The organism is Methylocystis parvus OBBP (assembly GCF_027571405.1).
GTDB lineage: Bacteria > Pseudomonadota > Alphaproteobacteria > Rhizobiales > Beijerinckiaceae > Methylocystis > Methylocystis parva.
Genome location: NZ_CP092968.1, coordinates 2,876,427 through 2,893,565 on the forward strand (window position 1 = coordinate 2,876,427; position 17,139 = coordinate 2,893,565).

The following is a 17,139-nucleotide window of genomic DNA, read 5'->3' on the forward strand; positions in this document are numbered from 1 at the left end:
TTTCGTGTCGGAGTCGGGTCATGCGTTTGAAAATGTTCCTTATGGCGGTCGCGGCTTTTTTCGCCTCCATCGGCCTCGCCTACGCCACCGCCAATATTCATATCAATCTTTCCACCCAGACCATGCATGTCGATTCGAGCCAGGGCAGCTATAGCTGGCCGGTCTCGACCGCCCGCGCCGGCTATTCGACGCCGCGCGGCTCCTATGCGCCGACCGGCATGGAGCGGATGCATTATTCCCGCAAATACCACATGTCGCCGATGCCTTATTCGATCTTCTTCCGCGGCGGCTACGCCATTCACGGCACCTACGCCACGGGCGCGCTGGGCAGCCCCGCTTCGCATGGCTGCGTCCGCCTCGCGCCGGGCAACGCCAAGCGTCTCTATGAAATCGTGCAATCCGAAGGCGGCAGCATTTCGATCACCGGCGCTTCGCCGGCCGGCGGCGCCCGCTACGCCAGGGCGCATCATCGCAACGCCGTTCATTACGCCAGCCTGCGTCACGGCCATCACGCCCACGCCATGGCCTATGCCCCGATGATCCGCCGCGCGCATCACGGCACCGTCCGCAGCTGGCAGGCCGAGCCCGACTTCATGCCCTATTGAGGGCGCGTCGATTGGGAATGAGGGATTTGTCGTGGGCGCGAAACGCTTTACGGAACAGGTCCCCAAAGAAGGCGTTGTTTGGTGAACGTCGGCGCCCGAGCTTATCCTTAATGTAACCGCCCATTAACGGCTCCCGAACCACAATGTCGCCACAGCGGAGCCATTGTGGGGCCGCTCCAGACAAGGGCCTCACGCTCCCGCGGAGTGGCCCGATTTCAGGGCCGGCATGGGCGACATTATCGAGACGATCATCATCGGGGCCGGCCCTGCCGGTCTCACCGCGGGTTACACGCTTGCGAAGAACCGGCGCGACGTGCTGGTGCTGGAGCAGGACCCAGTCTATGTCGGCGGCATCTCGCGCACAGCGAACTATAAAGGTTTTCTGTTCGACATTGGCGGCCATCGCTTCTTTTCGAAGTCGAAGGAAATCGTCGATCTTTGGAACGAGATCCTGCCCGACGACTTTCTGGAGCGGCCGCGCCTGTCGCGCATCTATTATCGCGGCAAGTTCTACGCCTATCCGCTGAAGGCCTTCGAGGCGCTGAAAAATCTCGGCCTCATCGAGAGCGCGCTGTGCATGGCGTCCTTCGCCTACGCCAAGGCGTTCCCGGTCAAGGAGCCCAAGACCTTCCATCAATGGGTGCGCAACCAGTTCGGCGAGCGGCTCTTCGGCATCTTCTTCAAGACCTACACCGAGAAGGTGTGGGGCATGGGCTGCGACGAGATTTCCGCCGACTGGGCGGCGCAGCGCATCAAGGGCCTCTCGCTTGGCGCGGCGATCATCGACGGCCTGCGTCGTTCGCTCGGCCTGCGCAAAGGCGACAGCGGCGCGAAATCGCTGATCGAATCTTTCCGCTATCCGCGCCGCGGCCCCGGCATGATGTGGGAGGCCTGCGCGCGCAAAATCCAGGAGATGGGCGGACGCATGCTCATGGGACGCGGCGTCGACTCGCTCGCCTATGACGAAGCCTCGAAGCTCTGGACCGTGCGCGCCAGGACGGAAAGCGGCGAGATCGAAACCTATTTCGCGCGCAACGTCATGTCCTCGGCGCCGATGCGCGATCTGATGAACGCCATCGAGCCCAAGCCGATGAGCCTCTTCAATGCGCGCGACCTCAAATATCGCGACTTCCTCACGGTCGTGCTGATCGGCCGCCCGCAGAAGGAACTGCCCGACAACTGGGTCTATATTCACGATCCGTCGGTGAAGGTCGGCCGCGTGCAGAATTTCCGCAGCTGGTCGCCGGAGATGATCGCCGATGGCGTCTCGACCTGCCTCGGCCTCGAATATTTCTGCTTCGAGGGCGACGGACTCTGGACCGCGCGCGACGAGGATCTCATCGAGCTCGCCAGGCGCGAGATCGGCCAGATCGGGCTGATGGACCCCGCCGATGTTTTTGACGCCTGCGTCGTGCGTCAGGCCAAGGCCTATCCGGTCTATGACGAGACCTATGCGCAGAATGTCGAGACCATCCGCCGCGAAATCGCGACGCGTTTCCCGTCCCTGCGCTGCATCGGCCGCAACGGCATGCACAAATACAACAATCAGGACCATGCGATGATGACCGGCATGCTCGCCGCGCTCAACATCATGAGCGGCGAAGAGGTCTTCGACATCTGGCAGGTCAATGAGGACGCCGAATATTCGGAGGCCGGCGTCGAAGGCGCCGTCGAGGCGCTGACGAGCGAGCGGCTCGTGCCGCGCAAGGTGGCCTGACCATGGCTCTCTTCACCGAAGCCCAGGGCGCGCTCGCCGCGCGCGTCACGCCGGCGCGGCTGCTGCGCTTCGTGCGCGACATGTTCCGCTATGCGGCGGCGAGCGTCTTCGCGCTCGCCCTCGACTATGGCGTGCTGATGACGCTGACCAAGGGTTTCGGCGTCGGCTATCTTCAGGCGGCGGCAGCCGGCTTTCTCTCGGGTCTCGCGCTGATCTATCTCCTGAGCGTGCGCTACGTCTTCGAGGGCCGCCGCGCCCGCGCGCCGCGCGTCGAGATGTTCGGCTTTCTCGTGACGGGCGTCGTCGGGCTCGGGCTGACGGAAGTCCTGATGCATCTCTTCGTCGGCGAATTCGGCCTGTCGCTGACGCTCGCCAAGATCGCGACCGCCGGCTTCGTCTTCATGTTCAATTTCGTCACGCGCCGGGGCCTGCTGTTCAAGACGACGGCCTGACGCGTTCTCTCCTTTCGATCAGGGGCGCCGATGAGCGACGATCTTTTCTGGGACCGGGCGAAGCCGATTACAGCGCCCGAGCAAGGCGTGAGTCTCGCCGCGAGCGTCGCCTCGCGCGAGGCGCGCCTGCCCGCGATCGTCGTGATCATGGTCGCGTTGATCCTGTCAGCCGCCCTTTCCTTCTCGCGGGCCGAAATCGTCTGGCGCACGGGCGCCTTCTTCGATTCCGACGACGCCATGCGCGCGGCGCAACTGCGCGACTTTCTTTCCGGCCAGAGCTGGTTCGACCTGACGGCGCATCGGCTCGATCCGCCGAGCGGGCTTCCGATGCACTGGTCGCGCATCGTCGACGTTCCGCTCGCGGGGCTCGATCTCTTTTTCTCCAAATTCCTCGCGCCGGAATATGCGGAGCGCGCGACGCGGCTCGTCTTCCCCTTCGCGCTGCTCGCCGCGCTCTTCGCGGTCGCCGGTTGGCTCGGCAGAATTCTTTCGAGCGCCGCGGCCGGACTCGCGGCGATCTGGCTCGTCATGCTGTCGGGCGCAATGTTCCTGCAATTCGCGCCGGGCCGCATCGATCATCATGCGCCGCAGATCGTGACGCTCGCGCTCGCCTTCGGCTTCTTCCTGCAGGGACTCGATCCCAAAGGCGCATGGCGTCTCGCCGCCGCGGCCGCGCTGATGGCGCTCTCCTTCGCGATCAGCCTCGAGAACCTGCCCTTCTTCGTCGTGCTGATCGCCGCGCTCCCCACCCTCTTCATCATCGACGGCGCCCGCGCGCCGCTTCTCTGGTTTTCGGCCGGGGCGCTGGCCGCCTTTCCTTCCCTTTACGCCGCGATCAATCCGCGCGCGGCCTGGTTCGCCTCCGCCTGCGACGCTTTTTCCTTCGTGCATCTCGCGGCGCTTTTCGCTGGCGCGCTGTCGCTGGGCGCCGTCGCGCTTCTCGCGCCGCGCCTGGCGACAATCCGCGCGCGCATCTTCGCCGTCGGCGCCGCCGGCGCGGCGACGGGCGCGACGGTCCTGCTCATCGCGCCCAGATGCATTGGCGATCCGCTCGGCGGGCTCGATCCGCTGCTGCGCGATCTGTGGCTCTCCCATGTCGTCGAGGCGAAGCCGCTCTTTTCGCTCTACGCGACCGCGCCGGGCATGGTTGTCGCCACCGCCGCGCCCGTGGCGCTGGGCCTCGCCGCCGCGCTTGGCTTCGCTTTAAAAACCGAGGGCGTCGTGCGCCGTCGCTGGCTTCTCGCCGCTGCGGTCATCGCGATCGGCTTCGCCGCCGGCCTGTGGCAGATACGCGTCTTCACTTCCGTGACGCCGCTCGCCATGATCCCGCTCGCGGTGGCGATCGTCGCCTTGGTCGAGCGACTCGACGTCGGCCGCGCCCTGCGCGTCGCGCTTGCGGCCGCAATTGCGATGTTTCTCTCGCCGATTGGGCTCGCCGTCGCTCTGCCGTCGAAAGACGATCCGGACACGGTCGCCGAGCGAGCCTGTCTATCGCCGGAGGTCTTCGCGCCGCTCGCGTCGCTCCCTGCCTCGCGCGTCGCCGGCTCTTTCGATCTCGGCAGCCATCTCCTCGCCCATACGCCGCACAGCGTCTTCGCGGCTCCCTATCATCGCGACAATCGCGGCAATCGAATCGTGGCGGACGCCTTCACCGCCGCGCCCGAGCAGGCGGAGGCGATTCTCCGAAACGCCGGGGCCGATCTCGTGGTCTGGTGCGCGCGCGCGAAGCAGCCGTCGTCGCTTGTCACAGCGGCGCCGAACGGTCTCGCCGCCATGCTGGCGCGCGGCGAAGCTCCCGCCTGGCTCGATCGAAAGTCGGCGCCCGGCGCCTCTCTCCTTGTTTTCGCCTTGAGGCCGGTGAAATAAAGGCGTCGTAAAGGCCACTCCGACGCTAGGAAAAAATGTGCCGACGATGTTCGATCGCCGCCGATTACTCATTGGAGCCGGCGCGCTCGCCGCGTCGCCGTGTTTCGCGCAACCGACCGCGCAGGAACTCGCCGACGAACTGCAGGTGCGCGTCGAGAACAAATCCGTTCCCGAACTCTGCGCCGAAAAGGACAATATCGAGCTCGATTTCGTCTCGCCGCGCATTCGCGGCCTGCAGATTCAGGCGGTGCATCCATCCTACATCAACACGATCGTCTCGGATCGATGGGCGCCGGACTGGTCGAGCTGCGATCTCTCGCACGATCCGAAATTCCTGGCGCAGGCCCGTCGCCACACTTTCTTCGAAACGCCCGAATTCTGGCTGACCGGCTACACCTTCCCATCCTTCTGGCGGCCCAACGCCGTGCCCGTGCGCATCGGCGGCGCGGTCGAAAAAGGGCTTCATCTCATCCAATTTTGGATGTGGTACCGCGAGCGGGCGGAGGAAATCATGGTGTTCTACCCGCCGGACGGCTATTGGCGCGCGCGTCCGCTGCCCTTCGAGGACATGCGCTGGACGGCCTATGGCTCCTCCTTCCTCGTCGGTCCCGTCGAGGTTCAGGAGCGCCCGATCGTCGACATCGAGGAGGTCGTCTTCGAGCCGAAGACGCGGACCATCATTCTCAAATTCAGGCGGGGCGGCGAAGCGCGGGTGACGATCAAGAATGTCGATCAGGAGCGTCTGTCGCTCGACGTCGACTTTGACGACGCCATGCCGGGCGGGCGGCCTTTCGCGGCTTTACGCTCCATGTACGCCATGGAGACGATGAGCGACGCGGCGATCGTCGCGTGGCGCTCCAAGCGCGGCAAGAGCTGGGAAGAGGCGCCCGTCATCGACTTCCCCGGCGCCAGCGCGACGGAGATATGGGTCGGCCGCCATCTCCCGTCGCGGCACAATCTCTCCGCGCCCGACATGGTCTTCGGCAAGTTCCAGGGCGAGTCGGCAAGATGAATTCAGCCCGCCTCCGGGCGCTGGACGCGGCGCGCGGCGTCGCCGTGCTCGCGATGGTCGCCTTTCATCTGATCTGGGACCTCGGCCATTTTGGTTATATAGACGCGTCGATACCTTGGTCCGCGCCCTTCAAGGCTTTCGGCCATGGCGTCGCCTTCTCGTTCCTTTTCGTCGCCGGCGTTTCGCTGGTCCTTGCGCATCGGGAGCGCATCCACTGGCGCGCCTTCCGGCGGCGCTTCGCCCTCGTCGCGGGCGCGGCGGGACTCGTCAGTCTCGGCACCTATCTCGTCTTCCCGTCCGCCTTCGTCTTTTTCGGCATTTTGCACGTCATCGCGGCGGCGAGCCTGATCTCGCTGGCTTTTCTTTTCGCGCCCTGGCCGGTTTCGATCCTGGCGGGCGCCGCCTTTTTCGCCGCGCCGCAGGTCCTGGCTTCGCCGGCCTTTAACGCGGGCTGGCTGCAATGGCTGGGGCTCGGGACGACCGAGCCGCTGACGCAGGATTGGCGCCCGCTTTTTCCATGGGCCGGGGCGATGTTGCTGGGCGTAGGAGCGGCGCGCGCGCTCCCTCTCCCCGTTCAGGAGGAGAGGGCTGGGGCGAGGAGCGAGGCCCCGCGTGAGATGGCCGCCGTCGACCCCGACGCGTCCCCAGAAGCGCCCCCAAAAACGCCCCCAGCATGGCTGACGCCGCCAGCTCCTCACCCTGACCCTCTCCCCGTGAACGGGCAGCCAGGATCGCTAGCGTTTCTGGGCCGCCACAGCCTGTTGATCTACCTCGTCCACCAGCCGCTGCTCTTCGCGATCTTCACCGGGCTCGTCATGCTCGCCCCGCCGGCCGAAGACCCGAAGGCCTTCGTCGCCGCTTGCGAGAAGGGCTGCGTCGAAGAAGGGGCGTCGCAGGGCTTCTGTCACGACGCCTGCGTCTGCACGCAGGAGAAAGCCGAGCGCAGCAAGGCGCTCGCCGGCGTCACGAATGAAGAGACGCGAGGGAAGATTTTGCGCGACCTCGCGGCGGGCTGCGTTGGGGGTCAGTAATCCTCACATCCCGCCGAGATGATCCGCGACCGTGAAAATGTCCTTGTCGCCGCGGCCGCACATATTCATCACCATGATGTGGTCGGCGGGCTTTTGCGGCGCCAGCTCCAGCACTTTGGCGAGGGCGTGGGACGGCTCCAGCGCCGGAATGATGCCCTCCAGCTTCGAGCAGAGCTGGAAGGCGGCGAGCGCCTCCTTGTCGGTCGCGCTGATATATTTCACGCGGCCGGTTTCGTGCAGCCATGAATGCTCCGGGCCGATGCCGGGATAGTCGAGGCCCGCCGAAATGGAGTGGCCTTCGAGAATCTGGCCGTCATCGTCCATCAGCAGATAGGTGCGGTTGCCGTGCAGCACGCCGGGCCTGCCGCCAGTGAGCGAGGCGGCGTGTCCGTTCGGGACATTTATGCCATGCCCCGCCGCCTCGACGCCGAAAATCTCGACCGTCGAATCGTCCAGGAAGGGGTGGAACAGGCCGATGGCGTTGGAGCCGCCGCCGATGCAGGCGACGAGCGAATCGGGCAGGCGTCCCTCCATCTCCTGCATCTGCGCCTTGGTTTCGTTGCCGATGATCGACTGGAAGTCGCGCACCATGGCCGGATAGGGATGCGGGCCCGCCGCGGTGCCGATGCAGTAGAAAGTGTCGGCGACATTGGTCACCCAGTCGCGCAGCGCCTCGTTCATCGCGTCCTTCAAGGTGCGGGCGCCGGATTGCACCGGGATCACCTCGGCGCCGAGCATCTTCATGCGGAAGACGTTGGGCTTCTGCCGCTCGACGTCGACCGCGCCCATATAGACGACGCATTGCAGGCCGAAGCGCGCGCAGGCCGTGGCGGTCGCGACGCCGTGCTGGCCGGCGCCCGTCTCGGCGATGATGCGCTTCTTGCCCATGCGCCGCGCGAGCAGGATCTGGCCGAGCACATTGTTGATCTTGTGCGCGCCGGTGTGGTTGAGCTCGTCGCGCTTGAAATAGACCTTGGCCCCTTTGCCGGGCTCCGCCTTTTCGCGCACATGCTCGGTGATGCGCTCAGCGAAATAAAGCGGCGACGGGCGGCCGACATAATGCTTGTGCAGGCTGGTCAGCTCTTCGTGGAAGGCCGGGTCGTTCCTCGCGTCCCGATAGGCCTGCTCGAGATCGAGCACGAGCGGCATCAGCGTCTCGGCGACGAAGCGGCCGCCGAAAATGCCGAAACGGCCGTTCTCGTCCGGGCCGGCGCGGAAGGAATTGGGAAGCGGCTTGGTCACGGGGGCGTCCTTTAGGCGCTTCCCTCTCCCGCCTGCGGGAGAGGGTGGCCCCTGCGTGAGCAGGGGTCGGGTGAGGGCTTTCATCCGTCGTCACTTCGTGCCGACACCTTCTCCCGCAAGCGGGAGAAGGGAGAACCACAAGATTGACGTCGTCTTACCGCGTCATGCGCCGCTACGAAAGCGATCGAACGGCCTCGACGAAGGCTTTAATCTTCTCCGCATCCTTCACGCCCCTCTCCCGCTCGACGCCGGACGACACATCCACCGCCGGCGCGCCGGTGCGGCGCAGGGCTTCCACGACGTTTTCGCGGTCGAGGCCGCCGGAGAGCATCCAGTTTTTCGCGCCGATATTGCGCAGCAAATCCCAGTCGAAACTGATCCCGGCGCCCCCCGGAACCGAGGCGTCGGGCGCGGGCTTGGCGTCGAAGAGGAGCATGTCGGCGAGGCCTTCATAGGCTTTCGACGCCGCGATATCCTCAGAGGCTGCGACGCCGATCGCCTTGATGACGGGCAGGCCGAAACGCGCCTTCACAGCGGCGACGCGGGCGGGGCTTTCCTTGCCGTGGAGCTGCAGCATTTCGGGCGCGAGCGCGTCGACGATCTCGTCCAGCGCGGCGTCCGAGGCGTTGACGGTGAGCGCGACCCTGGCGATCCTGCCCTGCGCCAAGAGGCCGAGCGTGCGGGCGGTTTCCAGATCGATATGGCGCGGGCTCTTCTCGAAAAAGACGAAGCCCGCCATCTCGGCCCCGGCCGCGATGGCCGCGAGCAGCGTCTTGGGGGCGGAGAGGCCGCAGATTTTGACGAGGGTGGACAAGGCCTGGCTCCAGCCGGGTGACGCCCCTCGCGCTTCGAGACGGCCCCTAAGGGGCCTCCTCAGCATGAGGGGCTCCTTTTCAGTGCGCAAAGCAAGGCCTCATCCCGAGGAGCGAGCGAGGCTCGCGTCTCGAAGAACGAGGCCGTCCCGTTTATCCGCGATTATACGCGTCCTCAAAGCGGACGATATCGTCCTCTCCGAGATAGGAGCCGGTCTGCACCTCGATCAGCTCCAGATCGATCTTGCCGGGATTGATGAGCCGGTGCTTGCAGCCGATCGGCAGATAGATCGATTCGTTCTCGTGGACGAGATGGATCTCGTCGTCGCGGCCCACCTCCGCCGTGCCGCGCACCACGATCCAGTGCTCCGCGCGATGGAAATGCTTTTGCAGCGAGAGGCGCTCGCCCGGCTTCACGACGATTCGCTTCACCTGATAGCGCTGGCCCTCGTCGATGGACTGATAATAGCCCCAGGGGCGGAAGATGCGCTTATGCGCGCCCGCCTCGCGGCGGTTTTCGGTCTTGAGCTGTTCGACGAGATTCTTCACCCGGTCGCCATGCTCGTGATTGAGCACCAGCACCGCGTCCTGCGTCGCCACCACGATCACGTCGTCGACGCCGACGACGGTGGTCAGCGTCTCCTCCGAGCGCACATGGACGTTTTTCGCGTCCATCACGACGCCATGGCCGCGCACCGAATTGCCGCTCTCGTCGCGCTCCGACAATTCCCACACCGCGCGCCAGGTGCCGACGTCCGACCAGCCGATATCGGCCGGAATGAGCGCCGCTTTCTCGGTCTTCTCCATCACCGCGTAGTCGATGGACTTCTTGGGCGCGCGCGCGAAGGCCTCGGCGTTGAGCACGCAGAAACCGAGATCCTGCGTCGCGCCGTCGATCGCCGCTTCCGCCGCCTCCGAAATGAAGGGCTCGAACTGGGCGATTTCCGCCTGCATCACGTCGGCGCGGAAAATGAAGTTGCCGCTGTTCCAGAAATAGCCGGCGTCGATATAGCGCCCGGCCGTCTCCCGATCGGGCTTCTCGACGAAGGCTTCGAGCCTCAAGACCTCGCCGCCGTCATGGAGCGGCGCGCCGGGACGCAGATAGCCGTAGCCGGTCGCCGGACTGTCGGGCTTCACGCCGAGCGTGACGATATAACCCTCGGCGGCGGCCTCTCCCGCCTTCTTGCAGAGCTCGACGAGGCCGGCGCGGTCGCGCACGACATGGTCGGCCGCGAGCACGACGACGACCGTGTCCGGCGCCCGGCGCGCGGCGAGGCCGGCCGCGACCGCGACGGCGGGCCCGGAATCGCGGCGCGACGGCTCCAGCACGATGTCAGCCTGCGCGCCAATCTCGCGAAGCTGGTCGGCGACGAGGAAGCGGTAATCGCTGTTGGAGATGACGAGCGGCTTCTCGAAGGCCGGATCGGCCAGCATCGCCATGGTCGTCTGAAAGGTCGAACGCTCGCCGACGAGCGGGATGAACTGCTTCGGCAGCGTCTCCCGCGACTCGGGCCAGACGCGCGTCCCGGAGCCCCCGCACATGATCACGGGAAGGATCTTTTTCATTTGAGTTCCCCTCGAGCCCTTCCCGAATTCCGCATCGTCACGGATCGCGCGCAATAAATCCTCAAAAGAAAGCCGGGCCTTTCGCAAAGCGCCCCGCGCTCAAAGGCGGGCGGCGGGGAATGAGACCCCCATGCGCCCGCTTCATGTCAAGAATTTGACCTGCGCCAAGCCGACGCCCGGACGTTATTTTATCAGCTTTTACCCTTCTTCTCCAATTCGGCCTTGAGCGCGGCGAGCTTGGCGAAGGGCGAATCCGGATCGGGCTGCCGCTCGCGCTTCTCTCCACCGCCGAAGCCGCCGCCGGGCCGGCCGCGGCCGCGATCGTCGCGCGGTCCGCCGCGTTCGAAGCGCGGTTTGTCGAAACGGGGTTTGTCGAAACGCGGCTTGTCCTGCGGCCGCCCGGCCTGGGGGCTCGCGCCGTCGGGCGCGGGGCCTCCTTCGGCGGCGCGCGGCCGGTCGCGGCGCGGCCCCCGGCGCTCGGCGTCTCCGGCCCCGTCGCGGGGGCCGCGCTGCTGCGGCGGGCCGTGCCGGCGCGGACCGGCGGCGTGAGAATGGCGCTGGGGCGCCCAGACCTCGATGGTCGCCGGCGGCTCGGCGGCGGCTTCTTCCGGTTTCGCTTCGACTTGCGCCGCTTCGACTTGCGCCGCGTCAGCCCGCGCCGGGTCAATTTGCGCCGCTTCGACTTCAGCCGCTTCGACCGGGATCGCCGCCGCCGCCGGCGCCGCTTCTACCGGAGCGGGGGAGTCGCCGGGCGTTTGCGCAATGGCGGCGCTCTCCTCGGCGGCTTCAACGGGCGCCGGTTCCGGGGCGGATTCCGGCGCGGCTTCGGCGGCGGGGGCCTCAACCTCTTCGGCGGGTTTCGGCGCGATCGGCTCCATCGACGCCGCCGGGATCAGCGGCACGGTGATCGCCGGGCCCGGACGCTGAGTCGAGGCGTAGCCAAGCGATTTCAGGATCGAGGAGAAGGCCTCGCCCGAGCAGCCGGTCAGCGAGGTCATGGCGACCGTAACGACGAAACCCTCGCCATCGGCCGCGCCGGCCGGGGGATCGCCCGCCGTCGCGCCGGGCTTATAGGCGATGGCCGGCCGGATGAGGTCGGCGAGGCGCTCCAGAATATCGACGCGCACCACGCGCTCGCCGCAGACGCGGAAGCCGGCGGCGCGGTAGAATCCCTTGTGGATGGACTGGTCGGCTGCGAAGGAGGTGCGCCCCGAAGCGGCGAGATGCGGGACTTCCTCGAGCCCCTTCACATTGTCGAGCCCGCCATGCTGAAGCGCCCAAAGCAGCGAGGCGAGCGCGCGCGGCGCCGGCTTCAACAGTTGCGGCAGATAGATGTGATAGGCGCCGAATCGCACGCCGAGCTTGCGCAGCGCGCCACGGTCGTCCTGGGAGAAGCTCTTGATTTCCTTGGCGACGCGGGCGCGATCGAGAACGCCGAGCTCCTCGGCGATCTGGAAGGCGACGCCGCGCGTCACGCCTTCGAGCCCCTCGCCCTTTTCGAGCGTCTCCAGCGGGCCGAGCAGCTTCTTCACATGCTGGGCGAGCCAAAGGTCGAGCCGGTTCTGCACCTTCTCGAGCGCGGCGCCGGTCAGTTGCTCATCGGCCAGAACGCGGGCGGCCGGCGTCAGCGCCCCGGCCCCCGCCGTGATCTTGCCCACCGGCTCGCCGAGCCAGCGGATGACGCCGTCATTGCCGAGCACGAAGGCGTCGTCCACAGCGTCGAAGACGCGTGTGGCGCGCGCCTCGAACTCTCCGGCCAGCGCCTTCTGGGCCGCGGCGTTCAGGGCCTTGGCGGCTTCCCCCGCCGCGCCGGGATCGGGCGTGAAGCGGAAGCCCTGGAGGCTTCCGACATGCTGGCCCTCCACCAGGACGTCGCCGGCGGCGTTAATTTCGGCTTCGAGCATCGCATTCTCTCTTAGACGGCGCATCAGCACGCTGGTGCGGCGATCGACGAAACGCTGCGTCAAACGGGCGTGCAGCGCGTCGGACAGGCTGTCCTCTACCCGACGCGCGACGCTCTGCCAATGCTCGGCGTCGTCGAGCCAGCCCGACCGGTTGGCGATGAAGCTGACCGTGCGCACTTGCGCGAGGCGGTTGGACAGCGTGTCGATGTCGCCGTCGACGCGGTCCACGGCGTCGATATGTCTCGCCATCCAATCCGCCGGAATTTTGCCCCTTCTCGCAATAAATCCGAAAACCGCAAGGGCGAGGTCGGCATGGGCCGCCGGCGAGGTCTTGCGATAATCGGGAATTTGGCAGGCCTCCCAAAGCCGCGCCACGTCGGCGGGCGCCTTGGCGTTGCGCTGCGCGATTTCGTCGCGGCTCACCGCTTCGAGCGTCAATTGGTCGACGGCGATGGGCGCGCGGGTGAAGCGCGGATGGCCGGGCGTCTTTTCCAGCGAACTCATCAGGCCGGCGACGGAGGAAAAGTCGAGGTCGCTATTGCGCCATTGCAGGAGCTCGACCGGATTGAAACGATGGTCCTCGAGCTGTTCGATCAGCTCCTCCTCGAAAGGCGGGCAGCGGCCGGTCGCCCCGAAGGCGCCGTCATTCATATGGCGTCCGGCGCGCCCGGCGATCTGGCCGAACTCCGCGGGGGTGAGGCGGCGGTAGCGCCAGCCGTCGAATTTCCGGTCGGAGGCGAAAGCGACATGGTCGACGTCGAGATTGAGGCCCATGCCGATGGCGTCGGTCGCGACGATGTAATCGACGTCGCCGGACTGGAAGAGCTCGACCTGCGCATTGCGCGTGCGGGGCGAGAGCGCGCCCAGCACGACGGCCGCGCCGCCCCTCTGGCGCTTGATCCATTCGGCGATGGCGTAGACCTCCTCGGCCGAGAAGGCGACGACGGCCGTCTTGGGCGGCAGGCGCGAAATCTTCTTGTCGCCCGCGAAGGTCAGCCGCGAGAGGCGGGGCCGGTCGAAGATGGGCGCGCCCGGAAAAAGCGCGCGGATCATCGGCTCCATCGTGCCGGCGCCGATGAGCAGCGTCTCATGGCGCCCGCGCCAGCGGAGCAACCGGTCGGTGAAAATATGGCCGCGATCGAGATCCGCCGCGAGCTGGACCTCGTCGATCGCCAGAAAATCCACGTCGATGTCGCGCGGCATGGCCTCGACGGTGGAGATCCAATAGGCCGGCGCGCGCGGCTTGATCTTTTCCTCGCCGGTGACGAGCGCCACCGCTTCGCTCCCGACCCTGGCGACGACGCGGTTATAGACTTCGCGCGCAAGAAGGCGCAGCGGCAGGCCGATGAGGCCGGTCGGAAAAGAAAGCATCCGCTCGATGGCGTGATGCGTCTTGCCGGTGTTTGTGGGGCCGAGAACCGCCGCGACCCCATGGGCGGCGGCGCGGCTTCCAGGCGGGAGCGGCGGCATGGACCTTGTCGCTTCTTCTCGTTCTTATCCTGACGCCGGCATGTGAAGGACGCCGCCGTCTCATAAAGGAACTTTCGGCGCCGCGCGACTTTACCTTTTGAACAGCGCGCGAACGAATCGCGGCCGAATCGCTGACTCGCGATGAGTCACGCTCTGTTCGCACAATATATAGAGATTCTTCCTTGGTCTTTAACCAGCATTGGGATTCGGCGGGCGGACAGGCGCTTCGTGACGGGAAAGCTGCGAATATGCGCGCCGGCGGTCTGTCAACCGTCTGGGAACGATATTTTGGCGCGCTGCGAAAGGCGGGCGTTAATATGCTGGCCCAAGCGTGAACGCAGCATGTACGAATCGGGATTCAAGGGGCGTTCGCAACTGTTCGGGATCGATTTTGTGGGCGCCGCGCGAGACAACCGTTTCATCTCGGTGAGCGCGCCGGGAGAAGCGCCGGCGTCGCCGCCGCGCATTCGCCGCGCCGTTAACGAAGCTGTTCGATATTGGCGGCCGAGTCCGTGCGCGACCTCTTCGTCCCCAGACGACGCCCGCATGGAAATATGGTTAATCGTCCCTGCCGAAAGGCGCCGGCCGCGCCTCTCTCCGTTAAACACGACTTTAAGTCCCTGAAGCCATAATGCGCCACGCTTTCGGAATCGGAATGTCTTGGGACGCGCAATGGCGATTGCCCTCACGGAAATCATATCGACCCTCACCGCCTTTGTTCTATTGTCGACGGTCGTTTCTTGCGGCGGCGCCGCCCTCGCGGAGCGCCTGCGATTTCCCGGTTTCTCCGAAGGGTCGCGCCTCGAACGCCTCGGCCTTGCGCTGATCTGCGGCTTCGGCTGCCTTCCCGTGTTGCTCGACTTCGCTGGCCGGCTGGGGCCTTTGGCGATGACGCTCGCCGCGCTGGCCCTGGCGGCGCTCGGCGCGCCGGCGCTGATGCGCAAAAGCGCGGCCGAATCCGCGCTTCATCCCGGATGGATCATCGCCGCGCTGGTCTGGATTCTCGGCGCGACCGCTCTTGTCGTCGATATGCCGGGCGTCGGGAACTTGCAGCATTCGCTGCTCGCGGTCGATTACGTCAAACATGCCGCCGCGACGTGGTCGCTCGCAGAATCCGGCGCGCCGCCCTGGAATCCGACCTTTTACGAGCCGGGCCGGGCGATGTCCTATTATTATCTCTTTTATACGCTGCCGGCCGTCGCGGCCACGCTCGGCGCGCCGCTCGGAATCGCGGCGCGTCACGCTGTCTACGCCAGCGCGCCTTTGATGGGATTTGCGCTTTTCGCGCTCGCGCAGGCGGTCTTGCGGCGCGGCGGCGCCGACGCGGCGATAGGAAGCGCGCCACGCGCCGCTAATTGGCCGCTTCTCGCGCTATTGTTCGCCACGGGGCTCGACTTCTTTCCGCTTGCGACGCTTTATTTCGCAGGCGAAGGTCGGTTTGATTTTCTCTTTCTGCATTTCAGCGACTGGGACGAGCAGGTTACTTCCTGGTTCAACAGCGTGATGTGGGTGCCGCATCACGTCGCGGCGCTCTGCGCGGCCATGGTCGGCTTTGTCGCGCTCACACAGCCGGGCGGCGACAAGCGTCGCGTACTGCTCGCGGGACTGGCCTTCGCCTCTATGGTGGGCGAATCGGTCTATGTCGGGCTGGCGGCGGTGGTGGGCGCGGGCCTGTGGCTCGCAACGCTGCTATGGCGACGGCGCTTCTTCGAGGCGTCGCAACTTGGCCTCGCCGGGCTTCTCGCGCTCGCGCTGGCGGGTCCCTGGCTTGTGACGCTCTTGCCGCGCATGGATGCGACAGGCGCCGGGCCGGCGCCTGTCGGCTTCCATCTGCGCGGCCCGCAATGGATAGACCTCGTCGCCGGCTCACCGGCGGCCGGGGCGCCGTTTCGCGCCCTTTCCATGCCGCTTTTCTATCTGATCGATTTCGGCGTCTTCGCCGTCGGCGCCTTTGTCTTCTGGCGAAAGGCCGGACGGCGGGGCTACGCCAACGAGCTGGGACTCGCGCTCCTATGTCTGACGGCCTCGTCCTTCCTGATCGGTTCGTTCCTGCGGTCGCAGATCCTGATGAACGATCTCGGCTGGCGCGTCATGCTCTTCGCGCAATTGTCGACGCTGGTCTGGACGGCGTCGGCGGCGCGGCAGGGATTGTTCAAAGGCTGGATCGGCTTCGTCGCCTATGGAAGCCTCGCTGTCGGCTATGGGGCGACCGCCGTCGCGGTCGCGCAGTTGCGCCTCTTCTTCCCGCTGCCGGAAATGCGCGCGCCCCTCGCCGATGAAATCGCCGCCTGGAGCTGGCTTGACGCGCAGCTGCCGCGCGGCTCTGTCGTTCAGGTGCGCCCAAGCCACGATCGGGCCTATGGCTACGGTCTTTATGGGCGCTTTCCCGTCGCGGCCGCAGACAGCCACAACGCCCGCCTGTTCGGCGCCGCCAAAGGCGAAATCGACGAGCGCATAAACTTTCTCGCGCCGATTTTCTCCGAAACGACGCTCTCCTTCGACGAAGCGCGCCGCCGCGCCGAACGGTTCAACATCGCGGCGCTGGTCGTCTCCTCGCTGGATCCGGTTTTCGCCGCGCCTGACGCCTGGACTGCATCGGCGAAAGCCGATTACGCCAACCCGAATTTTCGCATCTATCTTATGAACGGGTCTCGTCATGACGAACGAAATTGAGTCACGCCCCATATTCGGGCGAGCCGTCGCGCTCGTTCTCGTCTATGCTTTCGCCACTATTGCCGGCGGGGCGCTGTTTGTCGGCTTGCTGCGGATGGCGTCGGCGGCGCTTGGCCCGGGCGTGATGTTCTATCGCGGCGTCGGCGCGCTCGTCGTCGTTTGCCTTCTACTGATCGTGCTTCTCGCCGAGCTTCTGTCGCGGGCGCCGCGCCGCTTCGGCCTCGACATCGCCGATTCGTTCGGCTCGGCGCTCGTCGCGACGTCGCTGTTGTTCGCCGCTTTCGTCTTGGGTCCCGTGACTGTCGACCGCTCGATTTCGGTCTTCATGCTGTCGCGATTCGAAGCCGCGGACCGTCCACTGACGGAGCAGGAGGCGCGCGACGCCTTTGTGCGCGTCTATGTGAACGATTGGGCGCAGATCGACCGGCGCATCAGGGAGCAGGAGCTTTCCGGCAATCTTGAACGCGCTTCCGCGGGATGGCGGCTCACCGCGCAGGGCGGCGCCTTCATGAAGACGGCGCGCGCAATGTCCGGCGTTTTCGGCGGCGATCCGCGTTTTGTCGGGCGAGGTGAATCCCGCGCGCAAACATATGGCGAGCCGGGAGAGGCGAAATGAAAGATGAAACGATCCCGCCAGCGCGCTCTTTCAAAGAGCGCGGCTTCATGGGCTCATGGCGCGCGCTCGCGCCGGGAGCCGACGCCCGCCTTTTGAAGTTCCTGCTCGTTGGCGGGATTAACACCTTCTTCAACTATGCGGGGCTTTCCTGATCGTCTTCGGCCTGACGGGAC

At 66.1% G+C, this 17,139-nt stretch carries 13 protein-coding genes; 9 read left to right on the forward strand and 4 right to left on the reverse strand.

All coding sequences use genetic code 11. From position 1 onward, the window contains the following. Window positions 1-20 precede the first annotated feature (20 nt). The 6 genes from MMG94_RS14010 to MMG94_RS14035 all read left to right on the forward strand — a co-directional run bounded on the left by MMG94_RS14010 (window position 21) and on the right by MMG94_RS14035 (window position 6,683). On the forward strand, window positions 21-605 hold the full coding sequence (locus MMG94_RS14010) for a L,D-transpeptidase (RefSeq protein WP_016918525.1): 585 nt from the start codon (window positions 21-23) through the stop codon (window positions 603-605). 226 nt (window positions 606-831) lie between these two features. Then, window positions 832-2,322, forward strand: coding sequence for an NAD(P)/FAD-dependent oxidoreductase (locus tag MMG94_RS14015; RefSeq protein ID WP_016918524.1), 1,491 nt, complete (start codon window positions 832-834; stop codon window positions 2,320-2,322). Window positions 2,323-2,324: 2 nt separating this feature from the next. Then, window positions 2,325-2,774, forward strand: a complete 450-nt coding sequence (locus MMG94_RS14020) for a GtrA family protein (RefSeq protein ID WP_016918523.1) — start codon at window positions 2,325-2,327, stop codon at window positions 2,772-2,774. A gap of 30 nt (window positions 2,775-2,804) precedes the next feature. After that, window positions 2,805-4,640, forward strand: coding sequence for a hypothetical protein (locus tag MMG94_RS14025; RefSeq protein WP_016918522.1), 1,836 nt, complete (start codon window positions 2,805-2,807; stop codon window positions 4,638-4,640). A gap of 46 nt (window positions 4,641-4,686) precedes the next feature. Next, window positions 4,687-5,652 (forward strand): hypothetical protein, encoded by a 966-nt coding sequence (locus MMG94_RS14030; protein WP_016918521.1) that lies wholly within the window; start codon window positions 4,687-4,689, stop codon window positions 5,650-5,652. Next, window positions 5,649-6,683 (forward strand): heparan-alpha-glucosaminide N-acetyltransferase, encoded by a 1,035-nt coding sequence (locus MMG94_RS14035; RefSeq protein WP_016918520.1) that lies wholly within the window; start codon window positions 5,649-5,651, stop codon window positions 6,681-6,683. Before MMG94_RS14030 ends, MMG94_RS14035 begins: the two co-directional genes overlap by 4 nt. 3 nt (window positions 6,684-6,686) lie before the next feature. On the opposite strand, the gene trpB is transcribed toward MMG94_RS14035, so the two are convergent. The 4 genes from trpB to MMG94_RS14055 form a co-directional block, all read right to left on the reverse strand. Then, window positions 6,687-7,925, reverse strand: coding sequence for a tryptophan synthase subunit beta (gene trpB / locus MMG94_RS14040; protein WP_016918519.1), 1,239 nt, complete (start codon window positions 7,923-7,925; stop codon window positions 6,687-6,689). 172 nt (window positions 7,926-8,097) lie between these two features. Beyond that, the gene (locus tag MMG94_RS14045) at window positions 8,098-8,739 is read right to left on the reverse strand and encodes a phosphoribosylanthranilate isomerase (protein WP_016918518.1); all 642 of its coding nucleotides are present in this window, start codon (window positions 8,737-8,739) and stop codon (window positions 8,098-8,100) included. 151 nt (window positions 8,740-8,890) lie between these two features. Further along, entirely contained in the window at window positions 8,891-10,303 is a 1,413-nt protein-coding gene (locus MMG94_RS14050) for a mannose-1-phosphate guanylyltransferase/mannose-6-phosphate isomerase (RefSeq protein ID WP_016918517.1), read from the reverse strand. A 191-nt stretch (window positions 10,304-10,494) separates the two neighbouring features. Further along, window positions 10,495-13,677: a helicase-related protein gene (locus MMG94_RS14055; protein ID WP_016918516.1), complete on the reverse strand. Its 3,183-nt coding sequence runs from the start codon at window positions 13,675-13,677 to the stop codon at window positions 10,495-10,497. 672 nt (window positions 13,678-14,349) lie between these two features. On the opposite strand from MMG94_RS14055, the gene MMG94_RS14060 reads away from it, so the two are divergent. The 3 genes from MMG94_RS14060 to MMG94_RS14070 are packed head-to-tail and all read left to right on the forward strand — an operon-like array spanning window position 14,350 to window position 17,118. After that, window positions 14,350-16,350 carry a hypothetical protein gene (locus MMG94_RS14060; protein ID WP_016918514.1) on the forward strand — a complete coding sequence of 667 codons (2,001 nt, stop codon included), beginning with the start codon at window positions 14,350-14,352 and terminating at the stop codon, window positions 16,348-16,350. Further along, window positions 16,334-16,966, forward strand: coding sequence for a hypothetical protein (locus tag MMG94_RS14065; protein WP_016918513.1), 633 nt, complete (start codon window positions 16,334-16,336; stop codon window positions 16,964-16,966). Before MMG94_RS14060 ends, MMG94_RS14065 begins: the two co-directional genes overlap by 17 nt. Further along, a complete protein-coding gene (locus MMG94_RS14070) occupies window positions 16,963-17,118 on the forward strand; it encodes a hypothetical protein (protein ID WP_016918512.1) in 156 nt (51 codons plus the stop codon). The genes MMG94_RS14065 and MMG94_RS14070 overlap by 4 nt, the downstream gene beginning before the upstream one ends. Window positions 17,119-17,139 lie beyond the last annotated feature (21 nt).

What these genes read in the sequence shown, in the direction of transcription:
- MMG94_RS14010 (WP_016918525.1), top strand. Translation starts at nt 21, where the DNA reads ATGCGTTTGAAAATGTTCCTTATGGCGGTCGCGGCTTTTTTCGCCTCC.
- MMG94_RS14015 (WP_016918524.1), top strand. Translation starts at nt 832, where the DNA reads ATGGGCGACATTATCGAGACGATCATCATCGGGGCCGGCCCTGCCGGT.
- MMG94_RS14020 (WP_016918523.1), top strand. Translation starts at nt 2,325, where the DNA reads ATGGCTCTCTTCACCGAAGCCCAGGGCGCGCTCGCCGCGCGCGTCACG.
- MMG94_RS14025 (WP_016918522.1), top strand. Translation starts at nt 2,805, where the DNA reads ATGAGCGACGATCTTTTCTGGGACCGGGCGAAGCCGATTACAGCGCCC.
- MMG94_RS14030 (WP_016918521.1), top strand. Translation starts at nt 4,687, where the DNA reads ATGTTCGATCGCCGCCGATTACTCATTGGAGCCGGCGCGCTCGCCGCG.
- MMG94_RS14035 (WP_016918520.1), top strand. Translation starts at nt 5,649, where the DNA reads ATGAATTCAGCCCGCCTCCGGGCGCTGGACGCGGCGCGCGGCGTCGCC.
- MMG94_RS14050 (WP_016918517.1), bottom strand. Translation starts at nt 10,303, where the DNA reads ATGAAAAAGATCCTTCCCGTGATCATGTGCGGGGGCTCCGGGACGCGC.
- MMG94_RS14055 (WP_016918516.1), bottom strand. Translation starts at nt 13,677, where the DNA reads ATGCCGCCGCTCCCGCCTGGAAGCCGCGCCGCCGCCCATGGGGTCGCG.
- MMG94_RS14060 (WP_016918514.1), top strand. Translation starts at nt 14,350, where the DNA reads ATGGCGATTGCCCTCACGGAAATCATATCGACCCTCACCGCCTTTGTT.
- MMG94_RS14065 (WP_016918513.1), top strand. Translation starts at nt 16,334, where the DNA reads ATGACGAACGAAATTGAGTCACGCCCCATATTCGGGCGAGCCGTCGCG.
- MMG94_RS14070 (WP_016918512.1), top strand. Translation starts at nt 16,963, where the DNA reads ATGAAAGATGAAACGATCCCGCCAGCGCGCTCTTTCAAAGAGCGCGGC.